Origin of the sequence: Alkalihalobacillus pseudalcaliphilus, from assembly GCF_028610675.1 — a bacterium.
Classification (GTDB): Bacteria; Bacillota; Bacilli; order Bacillales; family Bacillaceae_D; genus Alkalihalobacillus; species Alkalihalobacillus pseudalcaliphilus.
The window spans coordinates 1-17,909 of the sequence record NZ_JAQQWS010000003.1 but is presented as its reverse complement, the minus strand read 5'-3'; the positions used below and the strand labels follow the sequence as shown (position 1 = coordinate 17,909).

Annotated in this window: 12 protein-coding genes; 10 read left to right on the top strand and 2 right to left on the bottom strand. The window is 39.4% G+C overall.

The features are described 5' to 3' along the window. Positions 1 to 8: 8 nt before the first annotated feature. Entirely contained in the window at positions 9 to 3,881 is a 3,873-nt protein-coding gene (locus tag PQ479_RS08640; RefSeq protein WP_053070470.1) for a SpoIID/LytB domain-containing protein, read from the bottom strand. Between the two features lie 349 nt (positions 3,882 to 4,230). On the opposite strand from PQ479_RS08640, the gene murQ reads away from it, so the two are divergent. From murQ to PQ479_RS08590, 10 genes are all read left to right on the top strand, one after another. Beyond that, complete coding sequence (gene murQ / locus PQ479_RS08635) at positions 4,231 to 5,145, top strand: N-acetylmuramic acid 6-phosphate etherase (RefSeq protein WP_047989821.1); 915 nt, start codon at positions 4,231 to 4,233, stop codon at positions 5,143 to 5,145. Between the two features lie 71 nt (positions 5,146 to 5,216). Continuing rightward, a complete protein-coding gene (locus PQ479_RS08630; protein WP_047989820.1) occupies positions 5,217 to 6,536 on the top strand; it encodes a sugar ABC transporter substrate-binding protein in 1,320 nt (439 codons plus the stop codon). Between the two features lie 105 nt (positions 6,537 to 6,641). Further along, the gene (locus PQ479_RS08625; protein ID WP_053070469.1) at positions 6,642 to 7,562 is read left to right on the top strand and encodes a carbohydrate ABC transporter permease; all 921 of its coding nucleotides are present in this window, start codon (positions 6,642 to 6,644) and stop codon (positions 7,560 to 7,562) included. Positions 7,563 to 7,577: 15 nt separating this feature from the next. Next, positions 7,578 to 8,537 (top strand): carbohydrate ABC transporter permease, encoded by a 960-nt coding sequence (locus PQ479_RS08620; protein WP_047989819.1) that lies wholly within the window; start codon positions 7,578 to 7,580, stop codon positions 8,535 to 8,537. After that, positions 8,537 to 10,153 (top strand): glycoside hydrolase family 3 protein, encoded by a 1,617-nt coding sequence (locus PQ479_RS08615; protein WP_047989818.1) that lies wholly within the window; start codon positions 8,537 to 8,539, stop codon positions 10,151 to 10,153. The genes PQ479_RS08620 and PQ479_RS08615 overlap by 1 nt, the downstream gene beginning before the upstream one ends. A gap of 693 nt (positions 10,154 to 10,846) precedes the next feature. Further along, on the top strand, positions 10,847 to 12,025 hold the full coding sequence (locus tag PQ479_RS08610) for an anhydro-N-acetylmuramic acid kinase (protein WP_273716936.1): 1,179 nt from the start codon (positions 10,847 to 10,849) through the stop codon (positions 12,023 to 12,025). A 666-nt stretch (positions 12,026 to 12,691) separates the two neighbouring features. Continuing rightward, a complete protein-coding gene (locus PQ479_RS08605) occupies positions 12,692 to 13,678 on the top strand; it encodes a GNAT family N-acetyltransferase (RefSeq protein ID WP_047989817.1) in 987 nt (328 codons plus the stop codon). Next, positions 13,671 to 14,717: a serine hydrolase domain-containing protein gene (locus PQ479_RS08600; RefSeq protein ID WP_047989816.1), complete on the top strand. Its 1,047-nt coding sequence runs from the start codon at positions 13,671 to 13,673 to the stop codon at positions 14,715 to 14,717. The genes PQ479_RS08605 and PQ479_RS08600 overlap by 8 nt, the downstream gene beginning before the upstream one ends. A gap of 15 nt (positions 14,718 to 14,732) precedes the next feature. Continuing rightward, the gene (gene nagZ, locus PQ479_RS08595; protein ID WP_047989815.1) at positions 14,733 to 16,292 is read left to right on the top strand and encodes a beta-N-acetylhexosaminidase; all 1,560 of its coding nucleotides are present in this window, start codon (positions 14,733 to 14,735) and stop codon (positions 16,290 to 16,292) included. A 27-nt stretch (positions 16,293 to 16,319) separates the two neighbouring features. After that, positions 16,320 to 17,468, top strand: coding sequence for an exo-beta-N-acetylmuramidase NamZ family protein (locus PQ479_RS08590; RefSeq protein ID WP_047989814.1), 1,149 nt, complete (start codon positions 16,320 to 16,322; stop codon positions 17,466 to 17,468). On the opposite strand, the gene PQ479_RS08585 is transcribed toward PQ479_RS08590, so the two are convergent. Next, entirely contained in the window at positions 17,431 to 17,844 is a 414-nt protein-coding gene (locus PQ479_RS08585) for a hypothetical protein (protein WP_273716935.1), read from the bottom strand. The two genes, PQ479_RS08590 and PQ479_RS08585, sit on opposite strands and share 38 nt — an antisense overlap. Positions 17,845 to 17,909: the final 65 nt, after the last annotated feature.

Below are 17,909 nucleotides of genomic sequence, written 5' to 3'. Positions count from 1 at the left end.
GTGGGTATTTATACGGAGCTTTTTCTTAATCGTTTATTAAGGAATAATACACTCAATGAAACAATTAGTAAGATCAAACCGATTAAGAGATAATTATAATAAGAGGTTGCGGTGTCTGGTAATTGGTTATTTTTATCGTCACCGGGTTCACCATCACCGGGTTCACCATCACCGGGTTCACCATCACCGGGTTCACCATCACCGGGTTCACCATCACCGGGTTCACCGTCACCGGGTTCACCGTCACCGGGTTCACCGTCACCGGGTTCACCGTCACCCGGTTCACCATCACCGGGTTCACCGTCACCGGGTTCACCATCACCGGGTTCACCATCACCGGGTTCACCGTCACCGGGTTCACCGTCACCCGGTTCACCGTCACCCGGCACATCAATCACGGTTCCATCTTCCCAATGAATTAATGTCATATTCGGGTAATAGGTGTTTAGAATACTTGAGTATTCCCAGCCATTGAATTCACCAAGTTGGTAGGCACCAAATTGACTCATACCAACGCCATGTCCGTATCCACCACCATAGAAAGTAACGCCATCATCTTCAATATCAAAGCTGAAAAATCCAGAAGGTAAAATCGTAAAATCGACGAGCGGCATTCCGTATTCACTTTCACCTTGTTTAGCACGATATAGAGTGACTGTTTCACCACCAGTATCTACTGAGCGCGGTCTAATTAAAAAGCGAATATTATATTCTTTTAAAATTTGGTACGTTCCCGTTGTTCCCTCTATAATGAGACTCATAGCGACACCGCCATCGCCACGCTCTGAAACGTACATATTTACAAACTCACCAATACCTTCTTCGGGGATAGGTTTTGAAACGAACTCTTCATTTTCATCTAATGTTAAAATAAAATCTTTTTGTGCGTCATACCTTTCGAATATATTAGCATTAATTGTATTAGCTAGCTCTTCATGAGAAAGACCGACCATCCAACGGAAGTACCAAGATTCACCATCATAAGACTCATAAGATAAATCTTTATAAAACGCATTAAGGACTTCCTCATCTAACGTATCAATCTCTAACATTTGACCTGGATTATCTGGGTCAAATGTATGGCTTTGTGAGATTAAATATGGAGTGACTACACCAGGGAATGAGCCATCTGCCTCAGACCAAACTTGATGTTTAGAAGCACCAAAACCGCTAGATGTAGAATAATAGCGGGCATCAACCAATCGCTCGTTTTCATCTACCATCACAATACCGCTTGTTTCTAAGACGGCTTGTGTAGAAGTCGAATTTTCTGCACTATTGTTATAGACTTGGCTTAAAACACTATCATTAACAAAGTAACCATCAGCTGTGAAGCGATTGCTGAAATAATCACTTAAGGCATAAGTTCTCGCAGCTACTGCTTGAGCTTTTAAAGCATTTAATCCGAAAAATTCAGGCATTTCACTTGGTAAAACTTGAAAGAGATATTCTTCAAAATTAACATCGTTGATCACTCGTAGTTTGCCACCTGTCGGTGATGCAGTTATTTCAAAAATACCGCGATAATGAGGAATGCCTTGTGCTCTAGTGAAGGACGTTACTGTAAGTGTAGGTTCACTAGATTGAAGGATATGTGCCTCTTCTTGCTCTGAATGTGCTTCAACATATAAGCGTTCTTGACTTTCGTATAGGACTTGTCCACCAGATTCAACCGAAATCGTATGATCAGAAACGGTAAACGTTACTTCTTGATCGGCAGGAATAGAAAGGGATTCCTCACCTTTTTTATCTGTAAGAATCAATCCTTGTTCAGAATGGACACTGAATATATCATGATCAATGGAAGCGAAGCCTTGATTCATAATTCCGACACGCATATTTTCAACAGGAGTAGGTCCGTCTATTTCTATTAAGAATATCTCACCAGCATCATTAATATGAACAGTTACATTTTCAGCACCAACACGAGCATCCGCATAAGTCGCCGGCACTTCTGTATCTTTAACAATACGTATTACTTGAAGGTCAGAAGCGAGTTGAAGTGTTCCTTGCTGCTCTAACTCAAGCGAAGAACTAGTTTTGGACATAATTCTTTCTTGAAAACTAGTTTCAACAGGTTCTTCGACGGGTGGTACGGTTGGAGGTTCTTCTATAACGGCATCATAGATATAATCCAAATCGATATCTTGATAATAGAGTTCTAGAATTTCTTGATAACTCCAGCCAAGCCTTTTCCCTAAGTCACCAGCTCCGTATTGACTCATACCAACCCCGTGACCAAAACCACCACCGTAAAATGTGATCGTTTCTAGTTCGTTATCATCCGTGAAAGTGTGCTCTAACACAAAGGAAGAGGAAGGGAGTGTACCAAGATTATTCCGTGTAGAGCTGTAATCTTCACTGCCTCCTGGTGCTAGGTGTATCGTGGCATTTTCAGTTCCTAAGTGTGCGGCAGTTAAGCTAGTAGTGAAACGAATATTAAATTCTTTAATTAGCTTATAGGTGCCTGTTGTACCTTCAATAATAAGTTCTGTCGCTGCACCACCATCACCACGTTTAGCAACCACTAAGCTTAATAGCTCTCCAATCCCTTCCGCTGGTATTGGTTTGGATACAAATTCGTCATTTTCATCCAACGTCAATACGAACTTAGGATCAGCATGATAACGTGTTGCTAAATTGCTATTATAAGTGTTCGTTAATTCTTCTGCTGTTAGTTCTATTTTCCAACGATGTAAAGGAGAGTCATCCCCATATCCACGTAAAGATAAATCACGGAAAAATTGTTCCATTTCTTCATCATTGGATGTGTCAAATTCAATCGGTTCCATCGTCTCAGGATCATAGATATGAGTCTCTGCCATTAAATAAGGGACAATAGCACTTGGGTAAGTACCATCACCTTCTGCCCATGTTTCGTGTTTGGTTTGACTATATCCGCTTGAAGTTGAATAAAAGCGAGCATCAATTAATTGACCATTACTTCGCATGACCTCACCTTTAGTCGCATCAACGGCTCGGGTAGTTATTTCATTTTCATTGACATTGTTATACACTTGGCTCAAAACACTATCTACCACTTGATAACCATTTGCTACATGGGAAGTTGAGAAGAAATTATTTAATGCGTAGGTACGAGCAGCAACGGCTTGTGCTTTTAAAGCCTCTTCACCAAAACTAGCAGGCATTTCACTCGGTACTACTTGGTATAAATACTGCTCAAAATTAACATCATTAAGGACGCGGAGCTTATTATCATTTGTGGAAGCAGTTATTTCAAAGAATCCACGATAACTAGGTGCACCATAATTTCTTTGGTGTGAAGCTACCGTAACTTTTGCTTCTTCATCAAGGGAATGAACATACAACCGATTTTCAGTTTCATAGATTGTTTCATCACCTTGAAGTACGGTTAATTTTGCACCATTACGTTGAATCGTTACGTTTTCATTAGCGGGAATGTCAAAACTTTCATTCCCTTTTTTATCACTGACTTTCAAACCGGCTGAAGAGTTAGCTTGAAATTGGTCATGATCGAGTGAAACAAAACCTGTATTATGTATACCGACTCGGATGTTTTCAATAGGAGTATCACCGTAAATCTTAATTGTCTCAATCTCTCTTTGAGTATTGACTGTGACTACGACGTTTTCAGCTCCTACGCGTACTTCAGAATAGGAGGCTGTTTGGGGTTGTCCGTTTTTAATTCGAAAAACGGTATAATCTGAGGCAAGGGATAGCTTTCCTTGTAATTCTAATTCTAACTTATTCGAATCTCTTGACATGATTTTTTCTTGATAATCATTCGTAGTGTTGTTATCTGAAGAAGGTTCACTTGCAAAAGCGTGGGGCATATGGGCAAATAATAAAACAAAAATAAGAAATCCATACATTAATTTTGTTAACGCTTTCTTAATCATTTAAATCCTCCTTTAATTATAGTTTATTGACCTAAGTAATACACATCCCCCTTTCTGTCCGATTGGAACTCATTATAAGTTGACAATTTGGAATTTTCAACACAATATTTCATAAAATACGCAATTTTTACAAAATATTATTTTAGTCCTATATGAGTATCCATGAAAGTAGAACTAACGACATAGTTCTAGTTATCAAAGATTTTTTTCGACAAATTGATACACTTGATCAAAAATATTTGAAAAAAATCAAAAAAATTCGAAAATGGTATTGAAATCTCGTTTCAAAAAATATAATATAAAATAAAAATGAAATTTCATTACACATCTACAGAAATTTGGTGATTATATGGAACTTGACCTTTCCGCTTTAATGACAGAAAAGAGGAATGAACAAACGGTTAATATTGATCAGCTTTCAACCTTGGAAATTATTCAACTAATGAATAAGGAAGACCAAGGTGTTGCTTTAGCTGTTCAAAAGTGTTTGCCTGAAATCGAACAAGCGACGAATGAAATCTATCAAGCTTTGAAAAACGGCGGGCGATTATTTTACCTTGGTGCTGGAACGAGCGGTCGGCTTGGTGTCATTGATGCGTCAGAATGTCCACCGACATTTCGGACGGAGCCAAGTCTAGTGCAAGGAATTATGGCAGGTGGAACTAAAGCAATCATCACCGCTGTAGAAGGCGTAGAGGATAATCCTTTTGAAGGTAAGAATGATTTAAAAAAAGCAAACTTTCAAAAAGGGGACGCACTAGTAGGTATTGCAGCAAGTGGTCGTACGCCTTATGTATATGGTGGGATTGAATATGCTAATTCCTTAGGTGCAACAACGATAGCTCTAACAGCTAATCAAAATTCTGAATTAGGTGACATCGCTCAGATTGCAATTGAGGTGTTGGTAGGGCCGGAAGTATTAACAGGTTCAACAAGGTTAAAAGCGGCATCTGCTCATAAGATGGTTCTCAATATGTTATCAACAACAACGATGATTAAGCTTGGTAAGGTCTATGAAAATTTAATGGTTGATTTAAATGCAAGTAATGTAAAGTTAAAAGAGCGAGCTAAAAACATTGTCATGAGTGTGACAGGAGCACGAGAAGAAGTGGCTGAAACAAGTCTTAATCAAGCGAATAGCGATGTAAAAGCAGCGATTGTTATGATAAAAGGCAATGTTGACTATCAGCAAGCATTACTATTATTACAGCAGAGTGAAGGGTTTGTTAGGAAAGCAATCGAACGTGCTCAAGCACATCATTAATGGTATTACTTCCAGTAGAATTTCTTCTATTGGAATTAAATATAATCATGAAGCAAGTAAGGGGGATTCTTGTGAAAAGATTTAAAAAGTCAATTATTGCAGGTGCTGTTATTGTAGGTCTAACAGCGTTAACAGCTTGTGGGGGAAATAACTCTTCTTCAACAGATGTTGACAATTGGGAAGAGTGGGAAGGTAAGATTACGGTTTGGGATGGTCCCCGTTGGGAAGATGAGAGTGAAAACAAATTCCATTGGATGGAAGAGAAAGTGGCGGAATTTGAAGAGAAGTACCCAGGCGTGGAGGTTGAACTCGTTCAACAGCCGTGGGCAGAACTCGGGGATAGTTTGAGTGTAGCAATTGCTGGAAAGAACTGGCCTGATATTGCTCCAATCGATATTAGTGGTGGAACAATTAGTTTGAACCATATTGAAGATGGTGTCATCGAAAGCACAGATGATCTTTTTACCGAAGAGGAGTGGGCAGACTTTTTACCAAATGCGGTAGAAGCCTATGAGCATGATGGTCACATTTATGGCGTGCCAACTTCCATTAGTGTGCAAACACTTCTATTAAACTTAGATATCTTTGAAGAAAAAGGTGTTGAACCACCAGTTGATGGCCGGTGGACATACGATGAGTTTGTAGAAAAAATGGAAGCGTTAACGGGTGATGGCGTCTATGGGTTCTCCACATATATTATGCCTGGATACTATGAAGCGTGGCCATTCTTATTTATGGACGGTGGTTATCCATTAAATGAGGATTTAACCGAGTATACGTTTGATTCTCCAGAAGCTATTAGTGGTTTACAGAAGTTACTTGATTTAAAGTTTGAATATGAAGCAGCTCCAGTTGAGATGGGTAGTAATGACGTTGGAGGTACATTCCAAGCATTTGCTAACTTAGCTCAAAGAACGGTTGCTGTTCAACCGTGGGCAACATGGGCTATTAATTCAATACAAACAGAGGAATATGAAATGAATTTTATGGTTGCTGAATATCCAACAGGTGATACAGGTGAGCCTGTCACAATCGGTGGAGTCGGTGGATATGTTATGTTTAACCAAGGTGAAGATGAAGCAAAGAAGAAAATGGTTGGTGAATTCTTAAAGCATGTATCTAGTACAGATGAGCAATATGTTACAGCTCAAAATTATGGTACATTCCCAGCACGGATTTCAGCAGCTGATATGGATCCTTTTGCAGACAATCCGGGTATGGCAGCTGCACAAGAATTAACTGAACAAGTTGTACCAGTTCCTCGTCATCCTGACTGGGCAAGAATTGATGAAGTGATTCAAGGACAGTTACAGCTAGCGGCTAATGGAGAAAAAACTGCTCAACAAGCTTTAGAAGATGCAAGATCACAAGTTGAGAGTATTATGGATTAATTGAACGCTTAAGTCTAAAGGGTTTTATGAAATTGAAGCTCTTCTTTCCAAAAAAGGAGGGAAGAGCTTTTACTTATTAAATGTAGTTAGGAGTTGAGGAACGAGATGGAAAATCAACCTCAAATCAATACATCTGAAAAAATAATCGTTCCGAAGAAATCGTTATGGGAGCGAATCAAAAAGAACAAAATAGCTTATCTATTTTTAATGCCTAAGCTGATATTTTTTACTGTTTTTATGTTTATTCCAATTGTTTGGGCTTTTGTTATTTCGTTTCAGGATCGTGGCGTTTTTAATATTGATTATGTTGGCTTCAAGCATTACATCGATGCCTTTCAAAGTGAGGTTTTCCGTAAAGCTGTCATGAACACCTTATTATATACGGTAGTAACGGTTCCGGCTTTTATTATTACGGCACTCGTAATTGCTGCGATGATTCATCCATTAGGTAGGATTTCACAAACATTTTTCCGTTCTGCCTTTTACTTGCCAACGGTTACGTCCATGGTTATTATTGCGATGGTTTGGCGTTGGATGTATAACTATCGTTTCGGTATATTTAACTACATAATAGAGTTTTTTGGATTTGAGCCGGTGAACTGGTTAGCTCAATCCTCGACGGCGTTACCAGCATTAATGATTATGTCGATACTTATACCTCCAGGTTCAGGGATTATCATATATTTGGCGGCTATGAATAATATTAATCCTTCATTATATGAAGCAGCTGATATTGACGGGGCTACCCCTTATCAAAAATTTATGCGTATTACCTTACCGATGTTAAAACCAACGACACTATATTTAATCATTATCAGTACGATCGGTTCGTTCCAAGTATTTACGCAAATTATTATGATGACAGGTGGAGGTCCGGGTAATGCCACGGAAACGATTGTCCACATTATTTATAAAACAGCTTTCAGAGACTTTAATTTCGGCTTAGCTTCAGCTCAATCGGTGATTTTATTTTTCATCTTAATGGGCTTTGCTATCGCTCAATTTAGACTCATGAAGGATAAATAGAGAGGGGGGATCAGTATGCTGTCAAAATTAAAAAAACCATTTAGTATTTTCATCTTATCTATCATAGCGGTCATCTCCCTCTTACCACTATATTGGGTTTTTACGACTGCTTTACAATTACCTAGTTATCAAAATGAGGAAATGGACCGCCCTATTTCGTATGTAGAATCAACACCTCCAAAACTGTATCCGGTTGGTATTACGGAGTATTACTCACAGTGGCAGAAAAAAAGAGCTGCTGAACAAGCAGGCGATATGGAGCAGGCTCAAGTCCATGCAGATTTAATGGATGAAGTGGTTGAGAAAACATTTAGTTCATTTACACGACTCTTTACCACAACGCCTATTATGAAATGGCTCTTTAATAGTATATATATAGCGGTGGTGACGACCGCCTTAATTGTTCTCTTTGATACGATGGCGGGGTATGTGTTTGCCAAAAAGAATTTTCCTGGGAAATGGATTATATTTTGGATTATTATTGCGACAATGATGATACCAGAGCAAGTAACCTTAGTACCTACTTTTATCATAGTACAAAACTTACAATTGTTTGACTCGCATTTAGCTTTAATTTTACCGAATCTTGCGGCAGCTTTTGGTGTATTTTTGATGCGGCAATTCCTTCTGTCGATACCAGATGAGCTCATAGAGGCGGCGACAATTGACGGGGCAAGCGAGTGGAAGATATTTTTCAAAATTGTTATGCCACTGGCGATTCCAGCGATGGTAACCTTAGGTATCTTTACTTTTGTAATGGTTTGGAACGCATTCCTATGGCCAATTATTGTCATTAATGATGTTGACTTAATGACACTTCCAGCAGGTTTAAAAACATTACAGGATGCCAATTTAACAAGCTTTAAGTTCCTTATGACCGGGGCGACGGTGGCAGCAGTACCGATTATTATTTTCTTCTTAATTTTCCAACGTTACTTTATTAAAGGATTAACACTTGGAGGAGTGAAGGAATAATGCCTTCAAAAGAGTGGAAATACAAGATTGGACAAATGATGGTGTTTGGTTTTAAAGCAGACCAAACATCATCACTTTCTCCGGCAATCACCGATCTTATTAAGGAATATCATATTGGTGGTGTTATTTTATTTGGTAGGAATATAGGAAGGCCAAAGGAGGTTCTTGCTCTAACGGCTAAGTTACAAGCTTGGGCTAAGCAATGTAATCATCAGCAGCCATTATTTATTTGTACGGATCAAGAGAATGGGGCGGTTAGGCGTCTTGGTGAAGGAACGACTGTTTTTCCAGGTGCGATGTTATTAGGTGCAGCAGATGATGAGGGACTAGCCGAAGAGATTGGTTTCTTAACAGGGAAAGAGTTAAAGGCACTAGGGATTAATTGGAATTTAGCACCAACAGTTGATGTAAATAATAACCCTAACAATCCTGTTATTGGTGTTCGCTCTTTTGGGGAAGATGCTTGCCGTGTCAGTCAGCTAAGTCGTTCATGGATGAAAGGTTTACAAAAAGCAGGTGTCATTTCAACCCTTAAGCATTTCCCAGGACATGGTGATACAATCGTAGATTCACATCTTGCTTTACCAACTATTAATCATACGATGGAACGGTTAACGGAATTAGAGCTAAAACCATTTCAAGTGTGCATAAATGCTGGTGCAGATATTGTTATGACCTCACATATTCATTTTCCAGTATTAGAAAGTAAAGCTCATACCCCTGCAACTTTATCGTATAGTGTGATGACGGAGCTTTTGCGTAATCAGTTAGGTTTTCGAGGTGTAACAACGACCGATTGCCTTGAAATGGATGCGATCTCAAAGACGACTGGTACAGCCCGTGGAGCTGTTGAAGCGATTAAAGCGGGTGTTGATTTAATTATGATTTCGAATTTACCAGAGCTTCAATATGAAGCAATCGAAGAAATCTACCATGCTTTTGATCAGGGTGAATTAACCGAGGACATGATTGAATCTAGCTACCAACGGGTTTTATCTTTAAAGAATGGTTATTTAAAGTGGGCTGAACAAAATGTTAATCAACTAGAAGTCCCCAGCGTTGTTGGTTCAAGGCAACATCAGGAAAAGGCCATACATGCTATGAAACAAGGGATTACTTTAGTAGAAAATAAGCAATTACTTCCTTTATCTGCTGGTAGCAATGAACGTGTGCTTGTTGTTTACCCTGAGAATTCTTACTTAACAATGGTCGAGGACAGGCGTTTTAAGATGCATGCCTTTAGTGAAGAAATTCAAAAAATCGATGATAATGCTCAATCTTTTATGATTCCAATCGAAGAATCAGAGAAGGCTTTGGACAGATTGCTAGAACAAGCTAATCAGGCTGACATTTTAATTATAGCAACAGTCTCTGCTAGTTTATCGCCCCAGCAACAGCGATATATTGAGGCACTTTCTGCGTTAAATAAAAAAATCGTCGCCGTTGCTTGTCGTGTTCCTTATGATCGCTCATTATTTCCATATGTAGATGCTTTTCTAGCAACCTATGAGTTTCATACAACGGCCTTACAAATCGCAGCACGAGTCATTTATGGATTAAGCGAAGTCCAGGGGAAATTACCGGTGACGATATCTAGTAGCCAAAATGAATCATAACTTTCGTCATTAATTGTGAGGATGGCATCACACACCATCACTACGATGAACTTTCTCAAGAGATGCAAAATACGCCAGCTAACGACCATAGATTTCACTTTCATAAAAACGCATATGGCGAAGCCCAACTCACTTTGCCACTAACAAAGATGAAAGTCATCTATCGCCACCTTAAGGCTCATGAAGGTTTGTGCAGATACTGGGGCAAAACCTTGGGGTAACTGCACAAAGAGGCGGTTAATGTGAAGATACTGGGGCAAAACCTTGGGGTAACTGCACAAAGAGTGTTAATGTGGAGATGCTGAGGTCAAACCTTGGAGTAATTGCACAAAGGCCATTCTTCATGGATAGTGACGACTTCTTAACCTGTAGATACGTTTACAACTAGTCCTCTCCAAATATATAAGTAGGGTTTCAATCTTTAACTGGTGGAACTTCATTCAAGTTGATTTTGTTCTTTTTCATTTTAAAAGAATAGTGTTGGATTGTATTTTTGAACTAAAGAATTACTGTAACTCAGCGGACGAAAATATGAGGAGACTCCGGCAGGAAGTAGTGGCAAAGCCGAAATCCACTAGCGAAGCTAGTTAGTTCGGTGCCACCCCGCAGGACGCGGAGCATAATTTTCAGTAGCGACGAGTAACACTCCATGTTCGCACCAACTTTCATACAAAAAAAGGAGGTACATAAAAAGTGTCAATTATATCATTACCTCTACAAAAAGAAAAAGTATTGGCAGTAGGATTAATGTCTGGAACATCAGGGGACGGTGTCGACGCCGCACTTGTTGAAATTGAAAACTCTAGCTATGACACGAAGGTAACATTACTAGCCTTTGAAACCCTAGCATATGAACATTCATTAAAACAAAGAATATTCGCAGCCTGCGATATTGAAACGGCACGTGTCGATGAAATTTGTCGTCTAAATGTAGAGTTAGCCGAGAAGATGGCCGAAGCAGTTTTACTTGTTTTAAAAAATACAACTGTTCAGCTTTCAGACTTAGACTTTGTCAGCTCGCATGGGCAAACACTCCATCATTTGCCTGAAGAATTTGCCACGATGCAAATTGGAGAATTGGCAGTTATTGCTGAACGTACAAATACATTAACCGTTGGCGATTTCAGACCGACTGATTTAGCCGTTGGTGGCCAAGGTGCCCCATTGGTTCCCTTTGTGGATGATTTATTATTTAGAAGCACAATAAAAGGTCGTTGCTTAATCAACATTGGAGGTATGGCTAATCTAACCGTTTTACCTAAAAGTTTAGAGAGCGCGGTTATCGCTTTTGATACGGGACCTGGAAATGTGCTGATCGATGAAGTCATTCGAATTGGTTCTAACGGAACGAGTCATTTTGATGAAGGAGGTCAATTAGCTTCAACTGGAAGAGTAGATAATGAGTGGCTAAAGGAAATTTTGGCCTCTGATCGATTCTTGCATAAGTCGTACCCGAAAAGTACAGGACGCGAATATTATCACCGAGAATTGGCGAGAACGTTTTGGGCAGAAGGTATAAAAAGGGGTTTATCTTTTAGTGATATTGTAGCAACTGTGACAAACTACACAGTTGAAGCCATTGCGATCACTGTAAAAGAACAGCTTGACCCGCATATACAGCTGGATGAGTTCTATGTTGGTGGTGGTGGTGTTCATAATTTATATATGATGAAGCAACTGTCTAAACGATTAAATCGTCCTGTAAAGAATATGGAGGCTTTAGCCTTTTCAAGTGACGCCAAGGAAGCAATTGCTTTTGCCGTATTAGGTAATGAATTTTTAAAACAGCAACCAAACAACACCCCTTCAGCAACAGGAGCAAAAAAGAAAGTGTCCATGGGCAAAATAGCTTTCCCTTCTTTTAAAAACTGAGTTGATACGAATGACTCAGTTTTTTCCTTTATACCATAAAAGAAACTAAAAAGAATGATTTCACTCTGTAACTGGTAGCTATTCATTCATCATCGATTTGGAGATTTTTCACGTTCAGCTGTAACACCGTCGTTTTTTGGAATAGCTGTATGAGCTATTCTAAAAAGATTCAGTGTACACACGCACAATTAGGCACCATCAACTATCATGCAAGTTGGTTTTACGGCAAAGAAGTGCTAAAAATGGCCGGTAATACGGAATAAATAAGAATACATAGCAAAGCAAAGTAGCGATAAAACTGACCGACAATGCGGAGCAAGTCAGAATACGCGGCAAAGAACTGTGAAAACTGACCACCAATGCGGCACAAGTGAAAAATAGAGATAATTTGATATCGAAAACAAGCCCCATTCACTTCGCCACCAACAAAGATGAAAGTAGTGGCGACTGTTCAAACTGTTGGCCCGTTTACAACTCGAACACCATCAAGAGTCGGCTGAACAAACAGGGAGCACTGTCCTGCTAAGGTCATAAATCACGAGATGGATGACGAGATAACTTCACGGCACAAACTCTCGTCCAAAAGTAACTTTCATATAAAATCAATTAAAACTAGAACGAAATTTGAACAAGTAGCTTTAGAAGAGAAGGAGGTTAGCTACAAACATGAAGCTCCACTATCAATCACTTCAGCGTACAAAAGTACAAGATATCGTTAAACTGTGGAACCAAGAAATTGGCACAGATTTTCCTATGTCTGAAAGATTACTAATTCAAAATAGTTTCTCCGATCATAATTTATTCCATGAAGGCTCGTATATCGTTATGAACGAGCAAGATGAACTTGTCGGATTCATTATCTCGAAATTTTTCCAAGAAATTACCGAAGTAAGTCTCAGTCAAAATGTTGGGTGGATTCAAGTTTTAGTCGTTCACCAAAATTATCGAAATCAAGGGATTGGCTCTGATTTATTAATAAAAGCAGAAAGAGCTTTTCAACATCAACATATAAAAGAAATATTACTCGGTCGTGATCCTTTTCATTATTTTCCGGGGATCCCTGCAGACTATGAACAAACGATCCTATGGTTTGAAAAGAGAGGATACGAGATTAATGAGCCTTATGGTCGCGATTATGACATGGTTAGAAATTTTAAAGAACAAGAGGAAGTGCAACGACCGAATATAGAAGGTATCTCTTTCTCATTATTAAAGTTACAAGAAAAAGAACTCTTTCTACACTTTATGAAGCAAAACTTTCCGGGAAGGTGGCAGTACGAAGCTCATAAATATTTTGAAATGGGAGGAGTTGGTCGAGAATTTGTTGTTGTGAAGAAAAGAGGCAACATCATAGGCTTTTGCCGGATTAATGATTACCACTCACCTATGATCGCTCAGAATGTATACTGGAGTAACTTATTTGAGCGAGAGCTTGGAGGAATTGGCCCTTTAGGTGTGGCGAAGGAAGAGCGGAAATATGGCTATGGTTTAGCTGTTGTAGAAGCTGCCGTCTATTTTTTACGTGAACGTGGTGTGGAATCGATTGTCATAGACTGGACAGGTTTAGTCACTTTTTATGAAAAGCTAGGCTTCAAGCCATGGAAAAGCTATCGTATTGTTCATAAGAATATGGAGGTGAAAGAACTTGTTTGAAAAAGTTCGAAATTTTCTAGAAAAAGAAATACAATTAAAGCATATCCCGGGTGCTACGATTCATATTGCCCAACATGGAAAAGTGGTCATGCAAGAGGCTCTAGGATTTCAAAGGGTGTTTCCTAAAGAAGAATCAATGAGAATGTCAACCGTATTTGATTTAGCTTCTTTAACCAAAGTTATTGCGACATTACCTTTAATCTTAAAGCTTATTGAGCAAGGAGAGCTTCATTTAGATGACAGAGTGTCTTTTTTCCTTCCGCAATTTGAAGGAGGGGGTAAGGAGGATATTCGCATAAAACATTTATTGACTCATACTTCTGGTCTTCCTGCACATAGACGTTATTATGAGAATAAACTTCAAGTGGCTCAGATTATGGAAAGTATTTATGCCGAGGAGCTTGTTGCACCATTAGGAAAGCAAGTGATTTATAGTGATTTGGGTTTCATTACGCTCTATCAAATTATCGAGAAAATATCAGGGGTTCCTTTTGAGCAATTTGTCCATGAAGAACTTTTACTTCCATTAGAAATGAATGAAACCGGATTTCATTTAGGCTATGAAAAATGGAGGTATGCGGCAACAGAATACAGTGATGAGTTAAGGGAGTATAAGCAAGGTATTGTGCATGATGATAACACAGAAAGTATGGGTGGGATTAGTGGTCATGCTGGGTTATTTTCAACGGTAACAGACCTAACTAATTTTGCGGAAATGATCGAACAAGGTGGATATTTTCGTGGCAAGAGAATCGTGTCAGAGCAGTTATTAGACCTGTCTAAAAAGAATTATACGCCGTTTGATTCTGAGTATCGTGGGTTAGGTTGGATTTTAAAAAGTCCATATTTCTCCTCATGCGGGGATTTATTTTCAGAAAGTAGCTTTGGTCATACTGGGTTTACAGGAACGAGCATTTGGTTTGATCCCGAAATTGATTTAAGGGTGATTTTATTAACGAATCGAGTTCATTTTGGACGAAAGGACCCCATAATCCGATTGCGGCCGCGGTTACATAATTTGATTCGAACGAATTTATAAAAAGGTGGGAGAAAGATGAGAACTGTAACGTTAGAAGAGAAACTAGGTCAACTGTTTGTTGTTGGATTCGATGGTAAAACAGTGCCGAAAGAGATGAAAGAATTTATAGAGAAATATCATGTCGGGAATATTATTTTATTTTCCCGTAATCTCGGTACACCGGAAGAAGTGAAGGCATTAACAACAGAACTGCAGCAGGTAGCTGCCAGTCAACAACAAGAGAGACCTTTACTAATTTGTGTTGATCAGGAAAATGGAATTGTTCGTAGGTTAAGTGATGGCACAACGTTATTGCCTGGTGCGATGGCTACTGCAGCAACGAATGAGAGTGATTATGCATTTGAATTAGGGAAAATTTGTGGGAAAGAGCTTATGGAGCTCGGAATTAATTGGAACTTAGCACCTGTATTAGATGTAAATAATAATGCTGACAATCCGGTTATTGGTGTTCGTTCATTCGGTGAAAACCCAGCCAAAGTGGCGGAATTAGGAAAGAAGTCCATGTTAGGTTTGCAAGCAGGTGGTATGGTAACTACTTTAAAACACTTCCCTGGTCACGGTGATACTAATGTAGACTCTCATTTAGGTTTGCCGACTATTCCTCATTCGCTTGAACGTTTAGAAAAGGTAGAACTTGTCCCATTCAAAGCATGTATTGAAGCAGGTGCAGATACAGTGATGTCTGCTCATATTCATTTTCCAGCCTTAGAGAAAAATGTAGATACTCCTGCCACTTTATCAAAAAATGTTATTACAGGCTTGTTAAGAGAGAAATTAGGTTTTGACGGTGTTGTGACGACAGATTGTATGGAAATGGATGCTATTTCTAAAACGATCGGAACTGAAAAAGGAGCTGTTGCGGCACTACAGGCTGGCATAGACCTCGTCATGATTTCACACCGTCTTACGAGACAAGTAGGAGCGATTGAAGAGGTAAAACGTGCATTAGCAGTTGGAGAATTAACTGAAGAGGTCATTGATGCTGCTTTCGAACGAGTTATGCAGTTAAAACGTAAATACTTTACTTTTGAAGCACTCGAATCTACGAGCACGCAAGGATCGACAAAATCACATCAGCAAACAGCAGAGGAAGTTTATCAAAAAAGTGTCACGGTTGAAAAAGGGGAAGCACTACCTTTAAGTAAAGAAGAGAGATTCTTAGTATTGGAGCCGAGAAATCCACAATTAACTGTAGCAGAGGATGCGTTAAATGCTCATTTAGCTTTAGGAAAGGCCTTGCAATCATTTTCAAGCTCACTCGAAATTCAACCGTTTCCAAAAACATTGGACGGTATAGAGGCATTAACGAAAAATCATCAAAAAATCATTGTAGGATTAGTTTCGGCATCACAGGATCCGAAGCAAGTTGAAGTTGTCGAAAAGCTAATTTCGTTAGGGAAAGAAGTTAGTGTTATCGGAATGCGTAGTCCATATGATATTCAAGTCATGCCAGCCAAAGTGAAAACCTATTTAAATACGTATGAGTTTAGCTATCCGGCTCTAGTTGCGGCAGGTTCCATTTTGTTTGGTCATACAAAAGCAACTGGAAAAGCACCTGTGACACTTGAATACTAAATTGATCATAGCTTGGGGGTAACGGATGTGAGATTAGGATTAGAACGGTTTTTGGCATCGGGATACGAAGCTTTTCAGGATAAAAGAATTGGTCTTGTAACGAATCTGACTGGTGTTAATCAAGACCTCGTTCCAGCAATTGATTTGTTTGCGAATCATCAAGGTATTAATCTTGTGGCATTATTTGCTCCAGAACATGGAATTCGTGGTGATGCAAAAGAAGGGGAAAAGGTAGAGTCTTCAAAGGACACTCAAACAGGGCTACCCGTTTTTAGTTTATACGGCAAAAGTAAAAAGCCATCTGCTAGGATGTTAGCTGACGTCGACGTCGTTGTTTTTGATTTACAAGATCTCGGTTCTAGATATTATACGTTTATTTACACAATGGCTTATATGATGGAAGCTTGCCAGCAATATGAGAAACATTTTATTGTCTTAGACCGCCCTAATCCTATTGGGGGAGAAAAGATAGAGGGAAATCTAGTTGAAGAAGATGTTCGTTCATTTGTAGGACTTTTGCCAATACCGAACCGTCACGGATTAACGGTTGGTGAATTAGCACTTTTATTTAAGTATGAATTTGGCTATGACTGTGACCTGACCGTCATTGAAATGGAAGATTGGGAGCGCTCCGATTACTTTGATGATACGTCACTTTTTTGGGTGCCACCTTCCCCCAATGCCCCAACATTAGATATGGCTATTTTATATCCAGGTACTTGTTTATTAGAAGGAACAAATGTATCTGAAGGAAGAGGAACAGCAAAACCTTTCGAGTATGTCGGGGCCCCATTTATTGATGGCTATCAATTGGCTAAGGAATTTAATTCGATAGGGTTAGCTGGAGTATTGGCAAGGCCGACCTCTTTTGTGCCAACTTATCAAAAGTTTGAGGGGCAAGTTTGTAGCGGTATTCAGTTACATGTAACTTCTAGGCAGGATTTTCATTCATTTGAGACTGGAGTAAAGCTCTTAGAAACAATTAATAAGCTTTACCCAAATGATTTTCACTTTGTTCAACATCCAAATGGGCGATATATGTTCGACCTATTAATTGGAACGAAGTCGATGCAACAAATGATCCTCCAAGGTACAACCGAAACATTTTTAGCTCAAGCCAAGGAACAAAGTACTCAGTTTAAAAAACAAACGACCAAATATCGGTTATATCATTAAACATACAGGCAAAAAACCCGAGCAAAAGCGGAATCTCGGGGTTGTGAGCTGAAAAAGAGGGAGAAAGCCCGAGCAAAAGCGGAATCTCGGGGTTGCGGGTGAAAAAAGCAGGAGAAAGCCCGAGCAAAAGCGGAATCTCGGGGTTGTGAGCTGAAAAAGAGGGATAAAGCCCGAGCAAACGCAGAATCTCGGGGTTGTGAGCTGAAAAAGTAGGAGAAAGCCCGAGCAAAAGCAGAATCTCGGGGTTGTGAGCTGAATAAGAGGGAGAAAGCCCGAGCAAAAGCGGAATCTCGGGGTTGCGGGCGAAAAAAGCAGGAGAAAGCCCGAGCAAACGCAGAATCACGGGGTTGAGAGCTGAAAAAAGGATTAAGTCCATATAATTGTGTAAAAAGAAAAGACATCATTAAACTCCTGTTACAATAGTTTCAACGACGAAAAACT

What these genes read in the sequence shown, in the direction of transcription:
- PQ479_RS08640 (WP_053070470.1), bottom strand. Translation starts at nt 3,881, where the DNA reads ATGATTAAGAAAGCGTTAACAAAATTAATGTATGGATTTCTTATTTTT.
- murQ (WP_047989821.1), top strand. Translation starts at nt 4,231, where the DNA reads ATGGAACTTGACCTTTCCGCTTTAATGACAGAAAAGAGGAATGAACAA.
- PQ479_RS08625 (WP_053070469.1), top strand. Translation starts at nt 6,642, where the DNA reads ATGGAAAATCAACCTCAAATCAATACATCTGAAAAAATAATCGTTCCG.
- PQ479_RS08620 (WP_047989819.1), top strand. Translation starts at nt 7,578, where the DNA reads ATGCTGTCAAAATTAAAAAAACCATTTAGTATTTTCATCTTATCTATC.
- PQ479_RS08615 (WP_047989818.1), top strand. Translation starts at nt 8,537, where the DNA reads ATGCCTTCAAAAGAGTGGAAATACAAGATTGGACAAATGATGGTGTTT.
- PQ479_RS08605 (WP_047989817.1), top strand. Translation starts at nt 12,692, where the DNA reads ATGAAGCTCCACTATCAATCACTTCAGCGTACAAAAGTACAAGATATC.
- nagZ (WP_047989815.1), top strand. Translation starts at nt 14,733, where the DNA reads ATGAGAACTGTAACGTTAGAAGAGAAACTAGGTCAACTGTTTGTTGTT.
- PQ479_RS08585 (WP_273716935.1), bottom strand. Translation starts at nt 17,844, where the DNA reads ATGGACTTAATCCTTTTTTCAGCTCTCAACCCCGTGATTCTGCGTTTG.